This window comes from Pseudomonas sp. S3_A09 (genome assembly GCF_054668065.1).
In genome coordinates, this window is sequence record NZ_CP162752.1 from 3,476,015 (window position 1) to 3,496,784 (window position 20,770).

Genomic DNA, 20,770 nt, shown 5'->3' on the forward strand with positions numbered 1-20,770 from the left:
GGGCACGGCGCGCATTATGCCGTGCCATGTCGAGAAACATTCTGTTTAACACGCAAAAGCCCCACGCATCCGATGCGTGGGGCTTTTTGCTGCGTGGTAGTGCTGTTTAGAAGTGGAAACTGGTGGTCAACAGCGCCGTACGACCGGCCGCCTGATTGGCGAAGTGCGTCGAGAAGGCTTTGTCGTAATACAGCTTGTCCGTCAGGTTTTGCACGTTCAATTGCAGGTCGACGTTCTTGGTCAGTTTGTAGCTGGCCATGGCGTCGTAGCGGGTGTAGGACGGTACGTAAACGGTGTTGCCTGCATCGCCATAAACCTGGTCGACGTAGAACGCGCCACCGCCGATGGTGAGCTTGGAGGTGACGTCGTAGGTGGTCCACAGGCTGAAGGTGTTCTTCGGCGTATTGGGCATTTGATTGCCTTTGTTCGACCCCGAGCTGACCACACCGTTGCGGCCGTTCAGGCCGGATTTGACCAGCTCGCTGTCGAGGTAGCTGTAGCCGGCGAACACCTGCCATTGGTCGGTGATCTTGCCGCTGGCGGACAATTCCACGCCGTCGACTTGGGACTCACCTGCGTTCTGATAGGTCAGGGCGTCGACCAGGATGCGCGTGTTTTTCTTCTCGGTACGGAACACTGCAGCGGTCAGAGACAGGCGATCGTGGAACAGGTCCCACTTGGTGCCCAACTCGTAGTTGACGGTCTCTTCCGGCTGCAGGTCGCTGCTGGCGGCACCGGCAGACAGCGGGTTGCCGTCCGAACCTTCACCGACCAGGCCACCGGCAGGCGTCGCCGACGTGGCGTAGGAGGCATAGATGCTGGCGTTTTCCACCGGTTTCCAGACCAGGCCGGCTTGCCAGTTGAAGAATTGGCTGTCTTCTTTGATTTTGCTGCGGCCGGTCGCGGAGTCGGTGTTGGCAACGGTGTCGAAGGTGTCGTAGCGCAGGCCGACGTTCAGCAACCATTTCGGGTCCAGCTCGATGGTGTCGAACACATAGGCGCCACGGCTGGTGGCCTTGGTGGCGGTGCCGTAATAGTTGCGCGCGATGCTGCCGGTCCAGGCGTCATCCGGGTTCGGGTTGCTCAGGGAGGTGCACTGGCCGCCCAGGCTGCCTTTGGCCACGGTGCAGACCGGGTTGGTGTTGGGGCTGATGGTGTAGTTGCTCACGCGGGTTTCTTCGCCGGTGAACTCCAGGCCGGTGGAGTAGCTGTGCTTGAAGCCCAAAGCCTGGAAGCTGCCAAACAAGTCCGTCTGGTTGGTGGTGGTGGTTGTGGTCGAGACCCGGCTGTTGGCGCGGCGCCACACGGTGCCGAACCGGTTGACGTTGAATTTGCTGTCGTCCGGCTGCGTCAGGATGTAATCCTGGCCAGTGCTGCCATGGCGCAGGGTGTTTTTCAGCGTCATGTTGTCGTTCAGGTCGTGCTCGATGGAGAACGTGCTGATATCGGCGCGGGTCTTGCGGAAGTCGCGATCCTTGAGGCCGTAGAAATTGTTGCTGTCGCCGCCGTCGTTGGGTTTGTCATGCACGTGGGCAGTGGCGGTCGATGAGCCGTAGCCATAAGGAATCCCCGAATCCGGCAGGTCGTCGCTTTCCATGTGGTAGTAGCTGAGGTTGACGCGGGTAGGGGTGCCCAGGCCGAACGTCAGCGACGGCGCTACGCCCCAACGGTCGTAATTCACTGCGTCGCGGCCGGCGACGTTCTGTTCGTGGCTCATCAGGTTCAGGCGGAACGCGGCGCTGTCGTCGAGGAACTGACGGTTCACGTCGAGCACGTAGCGGCGGGTCTGGTCGGAACCATAGGTGAAGCCGCCGTTGGTGAAGTCCCGCGCTTGTGGGGTTTTGCTCACCAGGTTGAGGCTGCCACCGGCCGAGCCACGACCGCCGAACGAAGAGTTCGGGCCTTTGCTGACTTCGATCGATTCGATGTCGAAAATCTCACGGCTCTGGCCGCCGGTATCGCGCACGCCGTCCAGGTATGTGTCGCCCTGGGCGTCAAAACCACGGATGAATGGGCGGTCGCCCTGAGGGTTGCCGCCTTCACCGGCACCGAACGTGATGCCCGGTACGGTGCGCAAGGCATCCTGTAACGACGTGGCGGCGGTGTCCTTGAGCACTTGTTGCGGCACCACGGTGACCGAGCGCGGTGTGTCCACCAAGGGCGCGGTGTATTTCTGCGACGAGGCTTTTTCCACTTGGTAGGAGGTGTTGTCCTGTTCTTCCCCGGTGATGCTGGTGGCGCCGAGGGAGATGCTGTTGCGCTGGCCTTTTTGTTCAGTGTCTTCAGCCGCCTGCGCCTGATGGGCGATAGCGCTGGCGCTGAGGGCAACGCCGATGGCCGAGGCCAACATGCGAGGTGAACTGGCAGGTATTTTTGTAATGGTGCGCGACATGACGTGTCCCTTCCCCAAGGATGTGAGGCGGCGGAATATAGGGTGAACACGACTTTCTATCAATTGCGATACATTGCTAATTGCACTAAATTTACATTCTTTACACTTTTGACTTACGGTTTTTACGGACTCGTTCGTCCCGGCGTTTTACAGGGCGGATAAGAATCAATACCATTGGCGCCTTTCCGAATTCAGGTATTGCCCATGCTGCTGCACATCCCCGGCCTGTTCTCTCGTGAGGAAGTGCAGCGCATTCGCCAAGCCTTGGAAAACGCCGATTGGGCCGACGGTAAAATCACCGCCGGGCACCAGTCCGCCAAAGCCAAGCACAACCTGCAATTGCCTGAAGGCCACCCTCTGGCCAAGGAAATCGGTGCGGCGATGCTGGAGCGCTTGTGGCAGAACCCGTTGTTTATGTCGGCAGCGTTACCGCACAAGGTCTTCCCGCCGTTGCTCAACTGCTACACCGCAGGCGGCAGTTTTGATTTTCACATCGACAACGCCGTGCGCCAGCCCAAAGGCAGCCACGAACGCGTGCGCACCGATTTGTCGTCCACCTTGTTTTTCAGCGACCCCGATGAATACGACGGCGGCGAGCTGGAGATCCAGGACACCTTCGGCCTGCAGCGTGTGAAGCTGCCGGCCGGCGACATGGTGCTGTATCCCGGTTCCAGCCTGCATAAAGTCAACGCCGTGACCCGCGGTGCGCGCTATGCCTCGTTCTTCTGGACCCAAAGCCTGGTGCGCGAAGACAGCCAGCGCACCCTGCTGTTCGAGATGGACGGCGCGATCCAGCAACTGAGCGCCGATGTGCCCGACCACCCTGCGTTGATCCAACTCACCGGCACCTATCACAACTTGCTGCGCCGCTGGGTCGAGGTCTGAGCATGGGCTTTTTATTGCGCCGCGAAGAAGTGCTCAACGTTGAGCAGCTGCAGAGCATGCTTGACGATTCCCCCGTCCGTGCCGCCCAGGCGATCCTGATCGCGGCGAAGGAGGGCGCGGTGGATGCCCAGGCGCTGCTCGGGCAGATCCTGCTGGAAGGGCGTGGCATTGCGCGCGATGAAGCGCTGGCCTTGCGCTGGTTCCGGATTGCAGCCCAAAGCGGGCACTTGATGGCACGCAATATGGCAGGCCGTTGCCAGGAGCATGGCTGGGGGTGTGCCGTCGATGAGGTGGCCGCTGCGCGGGAATACCGGATGGCAGCAAAGGCCGGCCTGGATTGGGGTCAATACAACTATGCCAATCTGCTGGCGACCGGACGCGGCGTCGCTGAAGACCAACAACAGGCACTGGCCTTCTACCGTCAGGCGGCGGAGCAGGGGCATGCCAAGTCGATGAACTTGGTGGGGCGTTATCTGGAAGAGGGCCAGTTCTGCCCACGGGACCTGGACGCTGCCGTGGATTGGTATCGACGCGCAGCCGAAGCCGGGGATTTTCGCGGGCAGTTCAGCTATGCGGCGGTGTTGGCTGACAGCGGTCAAATCGAGGCGGCGCTGGCGTGGCTGCGCAAGGCATTGGCGGGCGGGAATCTGAAGTTCCTGCGCACGGCGCACAAGGCACTGGCAGCAGCGAATGATCCGCAGATTCGGGCGATGGCGGAGGCTTACAAAGAGCGCGCCACACACCTGAACCTGTAGGAGCCGGCAGCCGGCTCCTACAGCGGTTGATCGTTCCCGGGAGGGACGATCAGACGTAGAACGATTTCAACGGCGGAAATCCATTGAACTCAACCGCGCTGTAGCTGGTGGTGTACGCACCGGTCGACAACCAGTACAGACGATCACCAATCGCCAGGTTCAGCGGCAGGCCGTACTTGTAGTTCTCGTACATGATGTCGGCGCTGTCACAGGTCGGGCCGGCGATGACCACTTCTTCCATCTCGCCTTTCTTCTCGGTCCAGATCGGGAACTTGATGGCTTCGTCCATGGTTTCGATCAGGCCGGAGAACTTGCCCACATCCGTGTACACCCAACGCTCGACGGCGGTACGGGATTTACGCGCCACCAGCACCACTTCGCTGACCAGGATACCGGCGTTGGCGATCAACGAACGGCCTGGCTCCAGGATGATTTCCGGCAGGTCGTCGCCGAAATCTTCCTTGAGGAAGCGGATGATTTCTTCGGCGTAGGTTTCCAGGCTGTTGGTGCGGGTGATGTAGTTGGCCGGGAAGCCGCCACCCATGTTGATCAGCTTGAGGTGAATGCCGTCTTCTTCCTTCAGGCGTTCGAAGATCACTTTGACCTTGGCGATCGCCGCGTCCCACACGCTGATGTCGCGCTGTTGCGAGCCGACGTGGAACGAGATGCCGTAAGGGACCAGGCCCAGGTCACGGGCGAGGATCAGCAGGTCCATGGCCATGTCGGTCTGGCAGCCGAATTTGCGCGACAAAGGCCAGTCAGCCGTGGTCGAGCCTTCGGTGAGGATACGCACATACACTTTCGAGCCCGGTGCGGCCTTGGCGATGTTGCGCAGGTCGGCTTCGGAGTCGGTGGAGAACAGACGCACGCCCTTCTCGTAGAAGTAGCGGATGTCCTTGGATTTCTTGATGGTGTTGCCGTAGCTGATACGGTCGGCGCTGACGCCGCGATCCATCACTTTATCCAGCTCGTAGATCGAGGCGATGTCGAAGCTCGAACCCTTCTCTTTGAGCAGGTCGATGATCTCGACGGCTGGGTTGGCCTTGACCGCGTAATAGACCTTGGCGAATTCGAAACCGGCGCGCAGGTCATCGTAGGCCTGGCTGATCATCGCGGTGTCGATCACCACGAATGGGGTTTCTTGCTTGTCGGCGAACGCCTTCATTTTGTCAAAAGTGGCGCGCGCGAAATAGTCTTCGACGTTGATCGACATGCTGGGAACTCCTAAGGGCAAACTGTAGTAATCAATGGGTGCAACTGAACGTCCTCCGTATCCCCACTTTGGTTCGCCTACTTCCCAAGGCATGTCGCCGAAAGCAAAAAGGCCATGGGACTAACCGCTTCCCTTGGCCTTGCTGTCTCGTCGTCAGTACTTGAGCCGGATGGATCGTTTCCAGCATGGACGTTCGGCGCGAACTTTAGGACGTGAGAGGCCATAGATCAACTAAAAATGTCGCGTTTTTGCACGCGTTCGTCGCGGGAACCGGTGCAGCTACTTATGTAACCGACAGGTATGACGGAATGATGTTCCCCGGAAGGGGCAATTCGCTGGGATTTCCCTGGCACACCTTAGACCAAATGTGGGAGCGGGCTTGCTCGCGAAAGCGCTGCATCAGTCACTCTATTCAGTGACTGACACTCCGTATTCGCGAGCAAGCCCGCTCCCACATGTTTTAACCGAGTCGAGTCAGATCAGGCCAGGGCAGTCTCGGCAGGCGACACAATACTGGTCTTGCCCCCACGGGACTTACCGGAACTCAGGTACTCGGCAATCGACTCCTGGGTCACTTCGCCGAGGAATACCCGCTCCGCATCCATCACCGGCAGCCACGACCGGTTGAACTCATACATGCGTGACAACAGGATGCGCAGATGCTCGTCATACGCCGCCGTGGCGTTGAACTCGCGCAGGTACTGGCCGCAAGTCCCGGTCTGACGGTGCAGGTCGCGACGTCGTACATACCCCAGTGCTTTGTTCTCGGCACAGGTGACCACCATGTAGCGGCGGTCATGCTCATCCATCAATTCCAATGCATCGGCCACCGGCGTCTCGGGGCTCACCGACGGTGCGTTGTCCGCCGCATCTTCGGCCTTCACCAGCAACAGGCGCTTGAGGGTGCTGTCCTGGCCCACGAAGTTACTGACGAATTCGTCGGCCGGGTGGGCGAGCAGGGTGTCCGGATGATCGATCTGCAACAGCTTGCCGGCGCGGAAGATGGCGATCTTGTCGCCCAGCTTGATGGCTTCGTCGATGTCGTGGCTGACCATGATCACGGTCTTGTTCAGCGCGCGCTGCATCTCGAAGAACTCGTTCTGGATCATCTCGCGGTTGATCGGGTCGACCGCGCCGAACGGTTCGTCCATCAGCAGCAGTGGCGCATCGGCCGCCAGGGCACGGATCACGCCGATGCGCTGTTGCTGGCCACCCGACAGCTCACGCGGGTAGCGGTGCAGGTATTGCTTGGGCTCCAGCTTGATCATGCTCATCAACTCGCGGGCGCGGTCATGGCATTTCTGCTTGTCCCAGCCGAGCAATTTAGGCACGACCACGATGTTTTCCTCGATGGTCATGTTGGGGAACAGACCGATCTGCTGGATCACATAACCGATGTTGCGACGCAGGGTCACTTCGTCGAGGTCGGTGGTGTCTTCGCCATTGATCAGGATCTTGCCCGAGGTGGGCTTGATCAGGCGGTTGATCATTTTCAGCGTGGTGCTCTTGCCGCAGCCCGACGGGCCGAGAAAGACGCAAATCTCGCCTTCATTGACGGTCAGGCTTACATCGTTCACGGCCGTCACAGTCTTGCCGTTGCTTTGGAAGGTCTTGGACAGGTTTTGAAGTTCGATCATTTGAGCAATCCTTTTGGAGTCAGCGAGCGTTGCAGCCATTGCAGAAGCAGGTCGGCGAAGATGGCCAGGAGACTGACCAGCACGGCGCCAACGATCAGCATCGACATGTCGCTGCGGCTGATGGAAGCCAGAATAAGTACACCCAGGCCACCGGCGCCGATGGTGGCGGCGATGGTCATGACACCAATGTTCATCACCACGGCGGTGCGCACACCGGCGAGGATCACCGGCACGGCGATGGGCAGCTCGACCATGCGCAGGCGCTGGCCGAAGGTCATGCCGATGCCGCGTGCGGCTTCGCGAATGCCCGGTTCCACCCCGGTGAGGGCCAGGTAGGTGTTACGCATGATCGGCAGGAGGGAGTAGAGGAACACGGCGGTGATCGCCGGCATCGGCCCCAGGCCCTGGCCGAACTTGGAATAGAACGGCAGCAGCAGACCGAACAGCGCGATGGACGGTACAGTCAGCAACACGGTGGCGCTGGCTTGCAGCGGACCGGCCAGGGTCGGAAAGCGTGTCATCAGAATGCCCAGGGGCACGCCGATCAGGATCGCGAGGATCACGGCGATGCCGACCAGGGTGATGTGCTGTCCGGTCAGTTGTAGGACTTGGGCCCAATCAAGATGGGAAAAGGCGTTCAGGAATTCCATGTCTTCTCCTCTTATTGATTGATGGGATGTTGGCGCAGGAAGTCGGCGGCAACAGCGGATGGGCTTTCATGGTCGACGTCGACCCGCGCGTTCAACTGGCGCATGGTTTCGTCGTCGAACAGATCGGCCAGCGGCTTGAGTTCAGCCGCGAGGGTTGGATGCTGGTCGAGATACGCCTGACGGATCACCGGTGCGGCGGTGTAGTCCGGGAAGTAATGCTTGTCGTCTTCCAGCAGCTTCAGTTTGAAGGCGTTCAGGCGACCATCGGTGGTGTAGACCAAACCGGCAAACACTTGACCGTTACGCAGGGCGGTGTAGACCAGGCCGGCGTCCATCTGCCGGGTGTTTTTACGCGTGAGGTTCATGTCATACAGCTTGACCATGCCGCCCATGCCGTCGGACCGGTTGGCGAACTCGGTGTCCAGCGCCACCAGGCGCGTGCCTTTGGTTTTTTCCGCCAGGGCGTGGGTCAGGTCGCTGATGCTGTTGATCTGCGGGAACTCCTTGGCCACGTTCTCGGGCAGGGCCAGGGCGTAGGTATTGCTGAAGCGCGACGGCGAGAGCCAGATCAGGCCTTTTTTAGCGTCGAGTTCTTTGACTCGAGCGTAGGACTGTTCGCTGTCGAGTTTCTCGTCGACATGGTTGTAGGCCACCAGCGACACGCCGGTGTACTCCCAGATCAGGTCCAGTTGCCCGCTTTCCTGGGCACTGCGCGCCAGGTTGCTGCCCAGGCCGCCAGTCACACGGGCGTCGTAGCCCTTGGTGCGCAGGTACTGGGAAGTGATTTCGGCGAGCAGGGTCTGTTCGGTGAACACCCGGGCGCCGATGCGGATCACCGGTTTTTCGGCGGCTTGCGCAATGCCTGCAAACAGCAGGACGCAGCTCAATATCAGGGTCAGTCTTTTCATGTGATTTCCTTTGCCAAGCCTTAAGACGGACGCAACCCGCGTTCCAACCAGAGGCGGCTGGCCATGGTCACCAGACCGTCAAGCAACAACGCCAGCAGCGCGGTGCACGCGGCGCCGAGTAGCAATTGCGGCTGGTTGTTCAGGGCGATGCCGGGGAAGATCAGGCTGCCCAGGCTGTTGGCGCCGATCAGGAAGGCCAGCGGTGCGGTACCGACGTTGATCGCCAGCGCCACGCGCACGCCACCGATGATGATCGGCACGGCGTTGGGCAATTCGACGCGAAACAGCACTTGGCGCGGTGTCATACCGATGCCGACGGCAGCTTCCTTCAAGGAACCCTGCACGTTTTTCAGGCCTTCGTAGGTATTGCGCACAATGGGCAGCAAGGAGGCGAGGAACAGGGCGAAGATCGCAGGGCCGCTGCCGATGCCGAGGACGCCGAGGGCGATGGCCAGTACGGCCAGGGGAGGGACGGTGTTGCCGATGTTGAAGATCTGCATGAAACGTTCTGCACGCCCGACCATGTTCGGTCGACTGAGCAGGATACCGGCGGGGATCCCCACAATCAGGGCGGCCAGCATGGAGACAAGAACCAGGATCAGATGAGCTTGCAGGTAAAACAACAAATCGTCGCGGTACAGTTCGATCGTGTTGATGCCGATCCAGTGGACCAGCAGGGCCAAGAGGGCGACGACAACCGCTCCTCCTATCAGCCCTTTGCCATAGCGAATAGCCACAGGCGGACTCCTTTTTTCTTCTGTCGGCGAACACATTCCTTCGTGGCATGCCATGCCTGGCTGCCTCTGAATGTGGTCGCGAAATGCAGCTCGCCGATACCGGCAACGCGGTATGCGATCGAGCCATGAGCGCAGCCTCGTCAGGCTAACTTGCTGATTTATCAGCCCCTGTTCCGAGTGCGGTAGCAGGGGAGTGGACGTCTCTACCTTTTAAAAGGTTCCACACTTGGCAGCATTTAGCCACCCCCAATGGGCTGAACGGTGGTCTGGCTGCCTGGGTTTGCGCTATACTCGCCGCCCTTTTTTGACTCACCTGCCAGGCGATTTCCCATGACCCACCAGGCCGCCGAAGTCGCGAAACGCCGCACTTTCGCCATTATTTCCCACCCCGATGCCGGTAAAACCACCATCACCGAGAAGCTGTTGCTGATGGGCAAGGCAATCGCGGTGGCCGGCACGGTGAAATCCCGCAAATCCGACCGCCATGCCACCTCTGACTGGATGGAAATGGAAAAACAACGGGGTATTTCCATTACCACGTCGGTCATGCAGTTCCCGTATCGCGACCACATGGTCAACCTGCTCGACACCCCGGGCCACGAAGACTTCTCCGAAGACACCTACCGCACCCTGACTGCGGTGGACTCGGCACTGATGGTCCTCGACGGCGGTAAGGGCGTCGAGCCGCGCACCATCGCGCTGATGGACGTGTGCCGTCTGCGTGACACGCCGATCGTCAGCTTCATCAACAAACTCGACCGCGACATCCGCGACCCGATCGAGCTGCTCGATGAAATCGAAGCCGTCCTGAAGATCAAGGCCGCACCGATCACCTGGCCGATCGGTTGCTACCGCGACTTCAAGGGCGTTTACCACCTGGCCGACGACTACATCATTGTCTACACCGCCGGCCATGGTCACGAGCGCACCGAAACCAAGATCATCGAGAAACTCGACTCCGACGAAGCCCGCGCCCACCTGGGTGACGAGTACGACCGCTTTGTCGACCAGCTGGAACTGGTGCAGGGCGCCTGCCATGAGTTCAACCAGCAGGAATTCCTCGACGGCCAGTTGACCCCGGTGTTCTTCGGTACCGCCCTAGGCAACTTCGGTGTCGACCATGTGCTCGACGCTGTAGTGGATTGGGCCCCGCGCCCGTTGGCACGTGTCGCCAACGAACGCACCGTAGAGCCGGTCGAAGAGAAGTTCACCGGATTCGTGTTCAAGATCCAGGCGAACATGGACCCTAAACACCGCGACCGTATTGCCTTCATGCGCATCTGCTCCGGTAAATACGAAAAAGGCATGAAGATGCGCCACGTGCGCACCGGCAAGGACGTACGCATCGGCGACGCCCTGACGTTCTTCTCCTCCGAGCGTGAACAGCTCGAGGAAGCCTACGCGGGCGACATTATCGGCCTGCACAACCACGGCACCATCCAGATCGGCGACACCTTCACCGAAGGCGAAGCGCTGGGGTTCACCGGTATCCCGCACTTCGCCCCGGAACTGTTCCGCCGCGTCCGCCTGCGTGACCCGCTGAAATCCAAGCAACTGCGCCAAGGCTTGCAGCAATTGGCGGAAGAGGGCGCCACCCAGGTGTTCTTCCCCGAGCGCAGCAACGACATCATCCTCGGCGCCGTCGGCGTGCTGCAGTTCGATGTGGTCGCCAGCCGCCTGAAAGAGGAATACAAGGTTGAGTGCTCGTATGAGCCGATCACTGTGTACTCCGCGCGCTGGATCGATTGCAGCGATAAGAAGAAGTTGGAAGAGTTCTCCAACAAGGCCGTGGAAAACCTGGCGGTGGATGGCGGTGGTCACCTGACCTACCTGGCCCCGACCCGAGTCAACCTGGCGCTGATGGAAGAGCGCTGGCCAGATGTGAAATTCCGCGCAACCCGTGAGCACCATTAAGTTCTGAGCGGTTTATAAAAGGGCGAGGCTGTCATGGCTTCGCCCTTTTTTGTGGGCGCTGAACACCACATTTTGATCTGCGCATGGCGATCGATTGGCAAGAAGCCCGCATCGGGTCTAGCGTATTCAACTACTTCACCCACTCACCGACGGATCAGGAGGCGACCTTGCGTATAACTCAACGTGCCGTTCAGCTGATGTTGCTGGCGGCTCTGGGGCTGGCCGGCAATTGGGCGCTGGCGGGCGCTGGAACGCCCCAATGGAAAGACACCGGCCCTGTCACCAAGAAAAAGCAGCAAGAGGTCAACTCCGGCAGCTGGAAACCGCAAGCCCAGCCCGCCCCGAAGGAAGATCAGGAAAATCCCTACAACGATGGCGAGGACAGTGAAACCTACGACGACGGCGAAACCTGATACCTGGCGCAATCCCGGCATCGCGACTAGCGTCAACGATGGCGGCGGTAAACGGCTGTCGCGTGGGATCTACCTACTGACTGGACGGAATCAACCATGAGTATTTTTCAACGAGTCGTGCTGTTGATAAAGGTGCTGGTGCTGTTGTCGTTGGGGATGTCGTCGGCCTGGGCGCATAACCCGCTGCAGAGCAGTGTTGGGTCTTCTGGGCATCGCCAGGATCTGCAATTGGCGAAGTCTGAGGCGGAGCCTGGCGACAAGGACCAGGGTGGCAGTGAGGGCGATGATGATCCCACCACCGACGAACCGGACAGTGATGATCCGGACGATGAGGGCGACAGCCAGACGTAGGCATCGCCCAAAAGAAAGCCCCTCCCACCCGGCTGATGCGCAACCTGATGGGAAGGGCTGTAGAACACTTGCAATGCCTTGGGCTGATCACCCAGGGCATTTTTGTTGCGATGTCACGCGACGAACTGCTCCGCGTAGTGGCAAGCCACCTGACGGTTATCCAACGGCCGCAGTTGCGGCTCCTCGGTGCTGCATCGCGCGGTCGCATACGGGCAGCGCTTGTGGAAGGCGCAGCCGGGCGGCGGGTTCAGCGGGTTGGGCAGCTCGCCGACGATTTTGATCTTCGGCTTGTTCGGGTCTGGATGGATGGTCGGGGTCGCCGACAGCAGCGCCTGCGTATACGGGTGCAGCGGGCGTGCGTAGATGTCTTCCTTGGGACCGACCTCCACTGGGCGACCGAGGTACATCACCATCACGTCGTCGGCAACGTGTTGCACCACTGCCAGGTTGTGGGAAATGAACACGTAGGCGGTGTTGAATTCCTGCTGCAGGTCCATGAACAGGTTGAGCACCTGGGCCTGGATCGACACGTCCAGCGCGGAAGTCGGTTCATCCGCCACCAGCACTTTCGGTTGCAGCATCATGGCGCGGGCCAGGGCGATCCGTTGGCGCTGGCCGCCGGAGAACATGTGCGGGTAGCGCTGATAATGCTCAGGGCGCAGGCCCACTTGCTTCATCATTGCCTGTACCTTCTCGCGGCGTTCGGCGGCAGACAGGTTGGTGTTGATCAGCAGCGGCTCGGCCAGTTGATCACCGACTTTCTGCCGTGGGTTCAGCGAGGCGTACGGGCTCTGGAACACCATCTGCACGTCTTTGCGCAGTTGCTTGCGCTGGGCCTTGTCGGCGCCCGCGACTTCTTGTCCGGCGATTTTCAGGGACCCGGAAGACGGCTCTTCAATCAATGTGAGCGCGCGGGCCAGGGTGGATTTGCCGCAACCCGACTCGCCTACAACCGCAAGGGTCTTGCCGGCTTCGAGCTCGAAGGACACGCCATTGAGGGCACGCACCGTGGCGTGGCCCTTGAACAGGCCACGGGACACTTCGTAGTGACGGGTAAGGTCGCGGGCGGTAAGAACGACGGCCATTACGCCACCTCCTGGTTCAAGGGGTAGAAGCAGCGCGCGAGGCTGTTGGTTTTCGGGTCAAGGTCGGGACGCTGGGTACGGCAGTTTTCCTGCACGTAAGGGCAACGCGGCGACAGCAGGCAGCCCTGCGGACGGTCATAGCGGCCGGGTACGATACCGGGCAGCGTGGCCAGGCGCGTGGCGCCGAGGCTGTGCTCCGGGATCGCCTTGAGCAGCGCTTCGCTGTAAGGGTGCGCTGGAATGTCGAACAGTTGCGGTACCTGGCCGACTTCCACGGCTTGGCCGGCGTACATCACGCACACGCGCTGGGCGGTTTCCGCCACGACCGCGAGGTCGTGGGTGATCAGCACCAGGCCCATGTTCTGTTCTTTCTGCAGGGCCAGCAGCAGTTCCATGATCTGCGCCTGGATGGTCACGTCCAGTGCAGTCGTCGGCTCATCCGCAATCAGCAGTTTCGGCTCGCCGGCAATCGCCATGGCGATTGCGACACGCTGGCTCATACCGCCGGACAGTTGATGCGGGTAGGCATCCATACGGCTGGCAGCGCCTGGAATTTCGACTTTTTCCAACAACTCGATGGCACGCTTGCGCGCTTGTTTGCCGGACATTTTCAGGTGCAGGCGCAGCACTTCTTCAATCTGGAAACCCACGGTGTAGCTGGGGTTCAGTGCAGTCATCGGGTCCTGGAATACCATCGCCAGGTCTTTGCCGACGATCTGACGGCGCTGGCGGTTGCTCAGCTTGAGCATGTCCTTGCCGTCGAAGTTCAGCGCGTCGGCGGTGACGATGCCGGGGTGTTCGATCAGGCCCATCAGCGCCATCATGGTCACGGATTTACCCGAACCCGACTCACCAACGATCGCCAGTACTTCACCTTTGTCGACGGAGATGTCGAGGCCATCGACCACCGGCACGGCGGTCTTGTCGCCGAAGCGGACGTTGAGATTCTTGATTTCTAACAGTGACATGGGAATCTCCTCAGGCGGCGTTCTTGAGTTTCGGGTCCAGCGCATCGCGCAGGCCGTCGCCCATCAAGTTGATTGCCAGCACGCTGAGCAAAATGGTCAAACCAGGCAGGCTCACCACCCACCAGGCGCGTTCGATGTAGTCACGGGCCGAAGCCAGCATGGTGCCCCACTCCGGGGTTGGCGGTTGTACACCAAGGCCAAGGAAGCCCAGAGCCGCGGCATCGAGGATCGCCGAGGAAAAGCTCAAGGTGGCCTGAACGATCAGCGGCGCCATGCAGTTGGGCAGCACGGTGATGAACATCAGACGTGGCAGGCCGGCGCCGGCGAGGCGGGCGGCGGTCACGTAGTCACGGTTCAGCTCGCCCATTACCGCAGCGCGGGTCAGGCGAACATAGGACGGCAACGACACGATCGCGATGGCGATCACGGTGTTGATCAGGCCAGGGCCGAGGATCGCGACAATGGCTACAGCCAGCAGCAGCGACGGCAGGGCCAGCATGATGTCCATCAGGCGCATGATGGTCGGGCCGAGCAAGCGCGGGAAGAACCCGGCGAACAGACCCAGCAGGATCCCCGGGATCAGCGACATCACCACCGACGACAAACCGATCAGCAAGGACAGGCGCGAGCCCTGGATCAGGCGCGAGAGCAAATCACGGCCCAGTTCGTCGGTGCCCAGCAGGAATTGCATCTGCCCACCTTCCAGCCAGGCTGGCGGGGTCAGCAGGAAGTCGCGGTATTGCTCGCTCGGGTTATGTGGTGCAACCCACGGGGCAAAGATCGCGCAGAACACGATCAGCAACATGAACAGCAGGCCGGCAACCGCGCCTTTGTTCTTGGAAAAGGCTTGCCAGAATTCTTTGTACGGAGACGGGTACAGCAGGCTTTGATCGACTGCTGACACTGGAGTAGGTGTGGTCATGGTCATGATCTCAGCGCTGGTGACGGATGCGTGGGTTGGCGAAGCCGTAGAGGATATCCACCACGAAGTTCACCAGGATCACCAGGCAGGCGATCAACAGGATGCCGTTCTGCACCACCGGGTAGTCCCGCGCGCCAATGGCTTCGATCAGCCATTTGCCGATGCCGGGCCAGGAGAAGATGGTTTCGGTCAATACCGCACCGGCTAACAGCGTGCCGACTTGCAGGCCGACCACGGTCAATACCGGGATCAGTGCGTTACGCAGGCCGTGCACGAACACCACGCGCGCCGGCGACAGGCCTTTGGCCTTGGCGGTGCGGATGTAGTCTTCGCGCAGCACTTCGAGCATCGACGAACGGGTCATCCGTGCGATCACCGCCAGCGGAATGGTACCGAGCACGATGGCCGGCAGGATCAGGTGGTGCAGGGCATCCCAGAACGCGTCCGGCTCGTCAGCCAGCAGGGTGTCGATCAGCATGAAGCCGGTGCGCGGCTCGATGTCGTAAAGCAGGTCGATACGCCCGGACACCGGGGTCCAGCCCAGGCTGACCGAGAAGAACATGATCAGGATCAGGCCCCACCAGAAGATCGGCATCGAGTATCCCGCGAGGGAGATGCCCATCACCCCATGGTCGAACAGGGATCCTCGTTTAAGCGCCGCGATCACCCCGGCCAACAGGCCCAGGATACCGGCGAACAACAGGGCGGCCATGGACAGTTCCAGGGTCGCCGGGAAGAGGGCGGTGAATTCAGTCCACACGCTGGTGCGGGTACGCAGCGATTCGCCAAGGTCACCCTGGGCCAGTTTGCCGACGTAATCCAGGTATTGCGCATACAGCGGCTTGTTAAGACCAAGGCGTTCCATTGCCTGTGCGTGCATCTCGGGGTCGACGCGCCGCTCGCCCATCATGACTTCGACGGGGTCGCCAGGGATCATGCGAATCAACGCAAACGTGAGCAACGTTATGCCGAAAAACGTGGGGATCAATAACCCCAGTCGGCGGGCAATAAAACTAAACATCTTGTCGTGTACCTCAATCAGCCGGTTAGGCAGGTCCGGCGCCGTCAATAGCGACGGCGCCGAGCGTTTTTCTTATTTACTTCACCTGGGTGGTGGCGAAGTTATTTGTACCCAGAGGGCTTTGGGTGAAGCCTTCTACGTTCTTGCGCATGGCGGTGAACAGTTTCGGGTAAGCCATGGGAAGCCATGGTTGGTCCTTATCGAAAACTTCCTGTGCTTGTTCATAGAGTGCAGCGCGCTGGGCGGGTTCAGCGATGGCGCGAGCTTTGTCGATCAAGTCTTGAAACTCTTTGTTACACCAGCGGGCGTAGTTTTCGCCGTTTTTCGCTGCATCGCAACTCAGGTTCGGGGTCAGGAAATTGTCCGGGTCGCCGTTATCACCCACCCAACCAGCCGAAACCATGTCGTGCTCGCCGTTTTTAGCACGCTTGAGCATTTCGCCCCATTCCATGACTTTGATATTCACCTTCAGGCCGATCTGCGCCAGGTCCGCCTGCATGCGCTGTGCGCCGAGCATAGGGTTAGGGTTGGTCGGGCCGCCGCCGTTGCGGGTGAACAGGGTGAACTCGGTGCCTTCCGGTACGCCGGCTTCCTTGAGCAGCGCGCGGGCTTTGTCCAGATCGCGGGGCGGGTTCTTCAGTTTTTCGTTGAAACCCAGCAAGGTCGGCGGATAAGGGCCGGTGCCCACCACCGCATTGCCTTTGCCGAACAGGGCTTCGGTATAGCCGGCCTTGTCGAACGCAATGTTGATCGCGTGACGGACCCGCGCATCGCTCATGTATTTGTGCGTGGTGTTCAACGCGGTGTAGCTGGTGGTCATCGCCGCCAGTTCGTCGACTTTCAGGTTCGGGTCTTTCTTGATGCTTGGAATGTCATCGGGCTTGGGAAACAACGCGATCTGACATTCGTTGGCCTTGAGCTTCTGCAGGCGCACGTTGTTATCGGTGCTGATCGCCAGGATCAACGGGTCGACTGCCGGTTTGCCACGGAAGTAGTCGGGGTTGGCCTTGAACCGCGCCTGGGCGTCTTTCTGGTAGCGGGTGAAGACGAACGGGCCCGTGCCGATGGGCTTGGCGTTGAGGTCTTCGGTCTTGCCGGATTTGAGCAACTGGTCGGCGTATTCCTTCGAATGGATTGAAGAGAATGCCATGCCCAGGTCGGCCAGGAACGGTGCTTCAGGACGGGTCAGGGTAAAGACGACGGTGTGATCGTCAGTCTTTTCTACGCTCTTGAGCAGTTCCTTGAAGCCCATGCTTTCGAAGTACGGGTAACCCACGAGGGACTTTTTATGCCACGGGTGATTCGGGTCCAGCTGACGCTGGAAACTCCAAAGCACGTCGTCGGCGTTCATGTTGCGCGTGGGTTTGAAGTAATCGGTGGTGTGGAACTTGATATCGTCACGCAGGTGAAAAGTGTAGGTCAGGCCATCGGCGCTGATCTCGGGCAAGTCTTTGGCCAGCGCGGGAACCACTTCGGTAGTGCCGGGCTTGAAGTCCACCAGGCGGTTGAACATGGTTTCAGCCGCGGCGTCAGCGGTCACGGCCGTGGTGTACAAGACCGGGTCAAAACCTTCCGGGCTGGCTTCGGTGCAGACCACCAGTGGTTTGGCCGAAACGCCGATCGCCACGCTCAACAGCGCGGCAGCCATAGCGGCTTGTAGCGGGAGCATTTTCATTCAGAGCCCTCTGCAATCGATGGGACCAGACAAGCGTAGACGGCGGGCTCGTCCTGAGCCCGCCGTCTACCTGGCGCTAATTAAAGAATGTTGAATGGGATGGTAGTAACCAGGCGGAATTCGCGCAGGTTGCCGTCAGACTGGTTTTCGCTGGCGCGGTGCGTCACGTAGGTGGCGCGAACAGTAGTCGCTTTCAGAGGACCGCTCTGGATCGCATAGGAAGAACCAATGCCGTATTCCTGGTGGTGTTCGCCGTTCTGGGCCTGGATGCCGTTGTAGGCGAAGTCTTTCACGCCGTTGTCGCCACGGTAGTGAGTCCCGTCAATGCCCCAGCCGCGTGCCGAGTAGATGTTGAACTTCAGGCCTGGAACGCCGTATTCGGCCATGTTGATGGCGTAGGCAACCTGGAAGGACTTCTCGTTTGGACCGTTGAAGTCAGAGGTCAGGGAGTTGGCCAGGTAGATGCCGTTGGTTTCGTGCAGGTAGTCGAAGTACTCGTTACCGTTCACTTCCTGGTACGAGAAGGTCAGGCTATGAGCTTGGTGAGTCAGGCCGAGCGACAGCGAGTAGGTATCGTTGTCGATTTCGCCCATCAACTTTTTGCCTTCGTCGACGGTCTTGTAGTAGTTCAGGCCTGTGGTCAGGCTCAGTACCTGGCTGTCACCCAGTTCATGGGTAGCGCCGAAGTAGTACTGGTTCCAGAAGTCTTTGACGTTAGCGGCGAAGACGCTGGTTTTCAGGCTTTTCAGCGGCTGGTAGTTGAAGCCCAGGGTGTAGACCTTGTCGGTCTCAACGCCGCTGCTGCTGTACTCACTGCGGAATTTCGACAGGCTTTGTTCGGTACGTGGCGAAACGCGGTCAAACACGCCACCTTGGAACGACAGGTTGCTGAATTCTTCGCTGTTGAAGCTCACACCTTCAAAGCTCGAAGGCAGCGCACGGTTGCCGATGGTGTCCATGATGCCGCTGCTGAAGTTCTGGCGACCGGCGGTCAAGGTCGTGTTCGAAACACGGAACTTGACGTTGGCCAGGCCCAGTTTGCTCCATTGGCCTACGGCGTCACCGTAAGTGTGGGCCAGGGTGCGGTTGGAGCCGCCAGCGATATCTTTTTGATCATCGATCAACGCGATGTAGTTATAGGCCGCCACTTCGGTGGCCACGCCAACGGTGCCCTGGGTGAAGCCCGAGGAGTAGTTGAGGATGGTGCCTTGGGCCCAGTTGTAACGGCGGGAAACGTTGGTTTTTACATCTGCGGCTTTATCGGCGGCATTTTTGTAGTAACCGAATTTCTGACCACGAAATTTCATTTCGTTGGAGTACCAGTTACGCGTGGTACCGCCCAGGCTTTGACCGTCGATAAAGCCTTTGGCCTCACTTTGGGCGCTGGTGCCGGCCAAAGTGGTCGGAACGAAGTCCTGGCTGGTGGTTTCAGCGTAGGCGGTAGCCGTGATGCTGCTGATGGCCAGGGCCAGAAGCGCTTTGCTGCTCAGTTTCATGAATGAAGCTCCTTTGGTTCTCTTTTTAATGCCGGTCTTTTTTGGTGATCCGGCTATTGGGTGTGTAACTCGTTCAAGCTCGTGCAAACGTTTGGCGTAGGAAAAATCCCAACAAAAGGCCGCGCGTTTGCAGCAAGGCGGGGCCCGCCCTGCGCAATCCGGTTATTTTCTTATGGGGTGATACTGACGCCCGAGAACACGTTGCGGCCGAAGGGGCTCACTTTGAAACCTTCGACTTTGGCGCTTAACGGCTGGTTGACCGTCGAGTGGGCGACTGGCGTGATGGGCACCTGCTGCTTGAGCAGTTGCTGCGCCTGTTTGTACAGAACAGTCCTTTGTTCGCGGTCGGTCACGACCTTGGCTTGCTTGATCAGCTTGTCGTACGCCGGGTCGCACCACATGGAGTAGTTGTTCCCGCCGATGGCGTCGCAGCTGTAGAGAGTGCCCAGCCAGTTGTCCGGGTCACCGTTGTCACCGGTCCAGCCGATCAGGCTGACATCGTGCTCACCGTTCTTGGTGCGCTTGATGTACTCGCCCCATTCGTAGCTGACAATCTTGACCTTGAGGCCGATCTTGGCCCAGTCGCTTTGCAGCATCTCGGCCATCAGCTTGGCGTTGGGGTTGTACGGACGTTGCACCGGCATCGCCCACAGGGTGATCTCGGTACCTTCCTTCACCCCGGCAGCCTTGAGCAGTTCCTTGGCTTTTTCCGGGTTGTAGGCGGCGTCCTTGATGCTGTCGTCGTAGGACCACTGCGTCGGTGGCATGGCGTTGACCGCCAATTGCCCCGCGCCCTGGTACACGGCGTTGAGGATGCTCTGCTTGTTCACCGCCATGTCCAGCGCCTGGCGCACTTCGAGCTGGTCGAACGGCTTGTGGCGCACGTTGTAGGCAATGTAGCCGAGGTTGAAGCCGGGCTTGGTCAGCAGTTTCAGGTTCGGGTCGGCCTTGAGGGCGTCGACATCAGCTGGGCGCGGATGCAGGGTGACCTGGCATTCGCCGGCCTTGAGTTTCTGCACCCGCACCGAAGCGTCGGTGTTGATGGCGAAGATCAGTTGGTCCAGCTTGACCCGGCTCGGGTCCCAGTACTGTTTGTTGGCCACATAGCGGATCTGCGAGTCTTTCTGATACCGCTGGAACACAAAGGGGCCAGTGCCGATCGGCTTCTGGTTGATGTCGCTGGGCTTGCCGGCCTTGAGCAATTGCTCGGCATATTCAGCCGACAGGATCGCGGCGAAACTCATGGCGATGTTTTGGATGAACGCGGCGTCGACCGTATTCAGGGTCATCACCACGGTGTGCGGGTCGGTTTTTTCGACCTTGGCAATGTTCTTGTTCAGGCTCATCCCGTTGAAGTAGGGGAACTCGGTGGGGTAGGCCTTGCGAAACGGATGGTCGGGGTCAAGCATGCGGTTGAAGGTAAACAGCACGTCGTCGGCGTTGAAGTCCCGCGTCGGCTTGAATTCCTTGTTGCTGTGGAATTTCACCCCTTCACGCAGGTGAAAAGTATAGGTCATGCCATCTGGCGAAATATCCCACTTGGTTGCCAACGCAGGTACGACACCGGTCTCGCCCTTTTCAAACTCAACCAGGCGGTTGTACAGCGGCTCGGCCGCGTCGTTGTCGGTGGCGGTGGTGTATTGCGCAGTATCAAAGCCTGCCGGGCTGCCTTCCGAGCAGAACACCAGGCTCCGCTTGTCGGCGGCGTGGCCCATCGTGGCCACAGCCAGCAGGCTGGTGGCAAACAT

The 20,770-nt window shown here is 59.8% G+C and carries 18 protein-coding genes; 5 read left to right on the top strand and 13 right to left on the bottom strand.

Annotation, left to right across the window (positions count from 1 at the left end):
- Window positions 1–106 precede the first annotated feature (106 nt).
- The gene (locus AB4N92_RS16215) at window positions 107–2,392 is read right to left on the bottom strand and encodes a TonB-dependent receptor (RefSeq protein WP_038452691.1); all 2,286 of its coding nucleotides are present in this window, start codon (window positions 2,390–2,392) and stop codon (window positions 107–109) included.
- A 204-nt stretch (window positions 2,393–2,596) separates the two neighbouring features.
- Here AB4N92_RS16215 and AB4N92_RS16220 point away from each other — a divergent pair, with 204 nt between their 5' ends.
- Together AB4N92_RS16220 and AB4N92_RS16225 are read left to right on the top strand one after the other, a co-directional pair.
- Window positions 2,597–3,277 (top strand): Fe2+-dependent dioxygenase, encoded by a 681-nt coding sequence (locus AB4N92_RS16220; protein ID WP_010213205.1) that lies wholly within the window; start codon window positions 2,597–2,599, stop codon window positions 3,275–3,277.
- A 2-nt stretch (window positions 3,278–3,279) separates the two neighbouring features.
- On the top strand, window positions 3,280–4,032 hold the full coding sequence (locus AB4N92_RS16225; protein WP_236266871.1) for a tetratricopeptide repeat protein: 753 nt from the start codon (window positions 3,280–3,282) through the stop codon (window positions 4,030–4,032).
- Window positions 4,033–4,081: 49 nt separating this feature from the next.
- Here the strand turns inward: AB4N92_RS16225 and AB4N92_RS16230 are convergent, their stop codons facing one another.
- The 5 genes from AB4N92_RS16230 to AB4N92_RS16250 all read right to left on the bottom strand — a co-directional run bounded on the left by AB4N92_RS16230 (window position 4,082) and on the right by AB4N92_RS16250 (window position 9,177).
- A complete protein-coding gene (locus AB4N92_RS16230) occupies window positions 4,082–5,245 on the bottom strand; it encodes a type III PLP-dependent enzyme (protein ID WP_010213203.1) in 1,164 nt (387 codons plus the stop codon).
- Between the two features lie 479 nt (window positions 5,246–5,724).
- Complete coding sequence (locus tag AB4N92_RS16235) at window positions 5,725–6,882, bottom strand: osmoprotectant ABC transporter ATP-binding protein OsmV (RefSeq protein WP_010213202.1); 1,158 nt, start codon at window positions 6,880–6,882, stop codon at window positions 5,725–5,727.
- A complete protein-coding gene (locus AB4N92_RS16240) occupies window positions 6,879–7,532 on the bottom strand; it encodes an ABC transporter permease (protein ID WP_010213201.1) in 654 nt (217 codons plus the stop codon). The genes AB4N92_RS16235 and AB4N92_RS16240 overlap by 4 nt, the downstream gene beginning before the upstream one ends.
- An 11-nt stretch (window positions 7,533–7,543) precedes the next feature.
- Entirely contained in the window at window positions 7,544–8,440 is an 897-nt protein-coding gene (locus tag AB4N92_RS16245) for a glycine betaine ABC transporter substrate-binding protein (RefSeq protein WP_010213199.1), read from the bottom strand.
- A 20-nt stretch (window positions 8,441–8,460) separates the two neighbouring features.
- A complete protein-coding gene (locus tag AB4N92_RS16250; RefSeq protein WP_003215977.1) occupies window positions 8,461–9,177 on the bottom strand; it encodes an ABC transporter permease in 717 nt (238 codons plus the stop codon).
- Window positions 9,178–9,507: 330 nt separating this feature from the next.
- On the opposite strand from AB4N92_RS16250, the gene AB4N92_RS16255 reads away from it, so the two are divergent.
- From AB4N92_RS16255 to AB4N92_RS16265, 3 genes are all read left to right on the top strand, one after another.
- On the top strand, window positions 9,508–11,091 hold the full coding sequence (locus AB4N92_RS16255) for a peptide chain release factor 3 (RefSeq protein WP_010213196.1): 1,584 nt from the start codon (window positions 9,508–9,510) through the stop codon (window positions 11,089–11,091).
- Window positions 11,092–11,174: 83 nt separating this feature from the next.
- Window positions 11,175–11,504: a hypothetical protein gene (locus tag AB4N92_RS16260; protein ID WP_021491899.1), complete on the top strand. Its 330-nt coding sequence runs from the start codon at window positions 11,175–11,177 to the stop codon at window positions 11,502–11,504.
- A gap of 96 nt (window positions 11,505–11,600) precedes the next feature.
- Window positions 11,601–11,855 (top strand): hypothetical protein, encoded by a 255-nt coding sequence (locus AB4N92_RS16265; protein ID WP_106118868.1) that lies wholly within the window; start codon window positions 11,601–11,603, stop codon window positions 11,853–11,855.
- A gap of 113 nt (window positions 11,856–11,968) precedes the next feature.
- Here AB4N92_RS16265 and AB4N92_RS16270 read toward each other — a convergent pair whose 3' ends face one another.
- From AB4N92_RS16270 to AB4N92_RS16300, 7 genes are all read right to left on the bottom strand, one after another.
- A complete protein-coding gene (locus AB4N92_RS16270) occupies window positions 11,969–12,940 on the bottom strand; it encodes a peptide ABC transporter ATP-binding protein (RefSeq protein WP_010213193.1) in 972 nt (323 codons plus the stop codon).
- Window positions 12,940–13,908, bottom strand: a complete 969-nt coding sequence (locus AB4N92_RS16275) for an ABC transporter ATP-binding protein (protein WP_010213192.1) — start codon at window positions 13,906–13,908, stop codon at window positions 12,940–12,942. The genes AB4N92_RS16270 and AB4N92_RS16275 overlap by 1 nt, the downstream gene beginning before the upstream one ends.
- 10 nt (window positions 13,909–13,918) lie before the next feature.
- Window positions 13,919–14,830, bottom strand: coding sequence for an ABC transporter permease subunit (locus tag AB4N92_RS16280; protein WP_010213191.1), 912 nt, complete (start codon window positions 14,828–14,830; stop codon window positions 13,919–13,921).
- Between the two features lie 10 nt (window positions 14,831–14,840).
- Entirely contained in the window at window positions 14,841–15,851 is a 1,011-nt protein-coding gene (locus AB4N92_RS16285; RefSeq protein ID WP_003171721.1) for an ABC transporter permease subunit, read from the bottom strand.
- Window positions 15,852–15,927: 76 nt separating this feature from the next.
- The gene (locus tag AB4N92_RS16290; protein WP_236266870.1) at window positions 15,928–17,526 is read right to left on the bottom strand and encodes an ABC transporter substrate-binding protein; all 1,599 of its coding nucleotides are present in this window, start codon (window positions 17,524–17,526) and stop codon (window positions 15,928–15,930) included.
- An 80-nt stretch (window positions 17,527–17,606) separates the two neighbouring features.
- Complete coding sequence (locus tag AB4N92_RS16295; protein ID WP_010213189.1) at window positions 17,607–19,022, bottom strand: OprD family outer membrane porin; 1,416 nt, start codon at window positions 19,020–19,022, stop codon at window positions 17,607–17,609.
- Window positions 19,023–19,192: 170 nt separating this feature from the next.
- Window positions 19,193–20,770: an ABC transporter substrate-binding protein gene (locus tag AB4N92_RS16300; RefSeq protein ID WP_370737437.1), complete on the bottom strand. Its 1,578-nt coding sequence runs from the start codon at window positions 20,768–20,770 to the stop codon at window positions 19,193–19,195.

Excerpts from the sequence above, each read along its gene's own strand:
- AB4N92_RS16215 (WP_038452691.1), bottom strand. The coding sequence starts at position 2,392 with ATGTCGCGCACCATTACAAAAATACCTGCCAGTTCACCTCGCATGTTG.
- AB4N92_RS16220 (WP_010213205.1), top strand. The coding sequence starts at position 2,597 with ATGCTGCTGCACATCCCCGGCCTGTTCTCTCGTGAGGAAGTGCAGCGC.
- AB4N92_RS16225 (WP_236266871.1), top strand. The coding sequence starts at position 3,280 with ATGGGCTTTTTATTGCGCCGCGAAGAAGTGCTCAACGTTGAGCAGCTG.
- AB4N92_RS16230 (WP_010213203.1), bottom strand. The coding sequence starts at position 5,245 with ATGTCGATCAACGTCGAAGACTATTTCGCGCGCGCCACTTTTGACAAA.
- AB4N92_RS16235 (WP_010213202.1), bottom strand. The coding sequence starts at position 6,882 with ATGATCGAACTTCAAAACCTGTCCAAGACCTTCCAAAGCAACGGCAAG.
- AB4N92_RS16240 (WP_010213201.1), bottom strand. The coding sequence starts at position 7,532 with ATGGAATTCCTGAACGCCTTTTCCCATCTTGATTGGGCCCAAGTCCTA.
- AB4N92_RS16245 (WP_010213199.1), bottom strand. The coding sequence starts at position 8,440 with ATGAAAAGACTGACCCTGATATTGAGCTGCGTCCTGCTGTTTGCAGGC.
- AB4N92_RS16255 (WP_010213196.1), top strand. The coding sequence starts at position 9,508 with ATGACCCACCAGGCCGCCGAAGTCGCGAAACGCCGCACTTTCGCCATT.
- AB4N92_RS16260 (WP_021491899.1), top strand. The coding sequence starts at position 11,175 with ATGGCGATCGATTGGCAAGAAGCCCGCATCGGGTCTAGCGTATTCAAC.
- AB4N92_RS16265 (WP_106118868.1), top strand. The coding sequence starts at position 11,601 with ATGAGTATTTTTCAACGAGTCGTGCTGTTGATAAAGGTGCTGGTGCTG.
- AB4N92_RS16270 (WP_010213193.1), bottom strand. The coding sequence starts at position 12,940 with ATGGCCGTCGTTCTTACCGCCCGCGACCTTACCCGTCACTACGAAGTG.
- AB4N92_RS16275 (WP_010213192.1), bottom strand. The coding sequence starts at position 13,908 with ATGTCACTGTTAGAAATCAAGAATCTCAACGTCCGCTTCGGCGACAAG.
- AB4N92_RS16280 (WP_010213191.1), bottom strand. The coding sequence starts at position 14,830 with ATGACCACACCTACTCCAGTGTCAGCAGTCGATCAAAGCCTGCTGTAC.
- AB4N92_RS16285 (WP_003171721.1), bottom strand. The coding sequence starts at position 15,851 with ATGTTTAGTTTTATTGCCCGCCGACTGGGGTTATTGATCCCCACGTTT.
- AB4N92_RS16290 (WP_236266870.1), bottom strand. The coding sequence starts at position 17,526 with ATGAAAATGCTCCCGCTACAAGCCGCTATGGCTGCCGCGCTGTTGAGC.
- AB4N92_RS16295 (WP_010213189.1), bottom strand. The coding sequence starts at position 19,022 with ATGAAACTGAGCAGCAAAGCGCTTCTGGCCCTGGCCATCAGCAGCATC.
- AB4N92_RS16300 (WP_370737437.1), bottom strand. The coding sequence starts at position 20,770 with ATGTTTGCCACCAGCCTGCTGGCTGTGGCCACGATGGGCCACGCCGCC.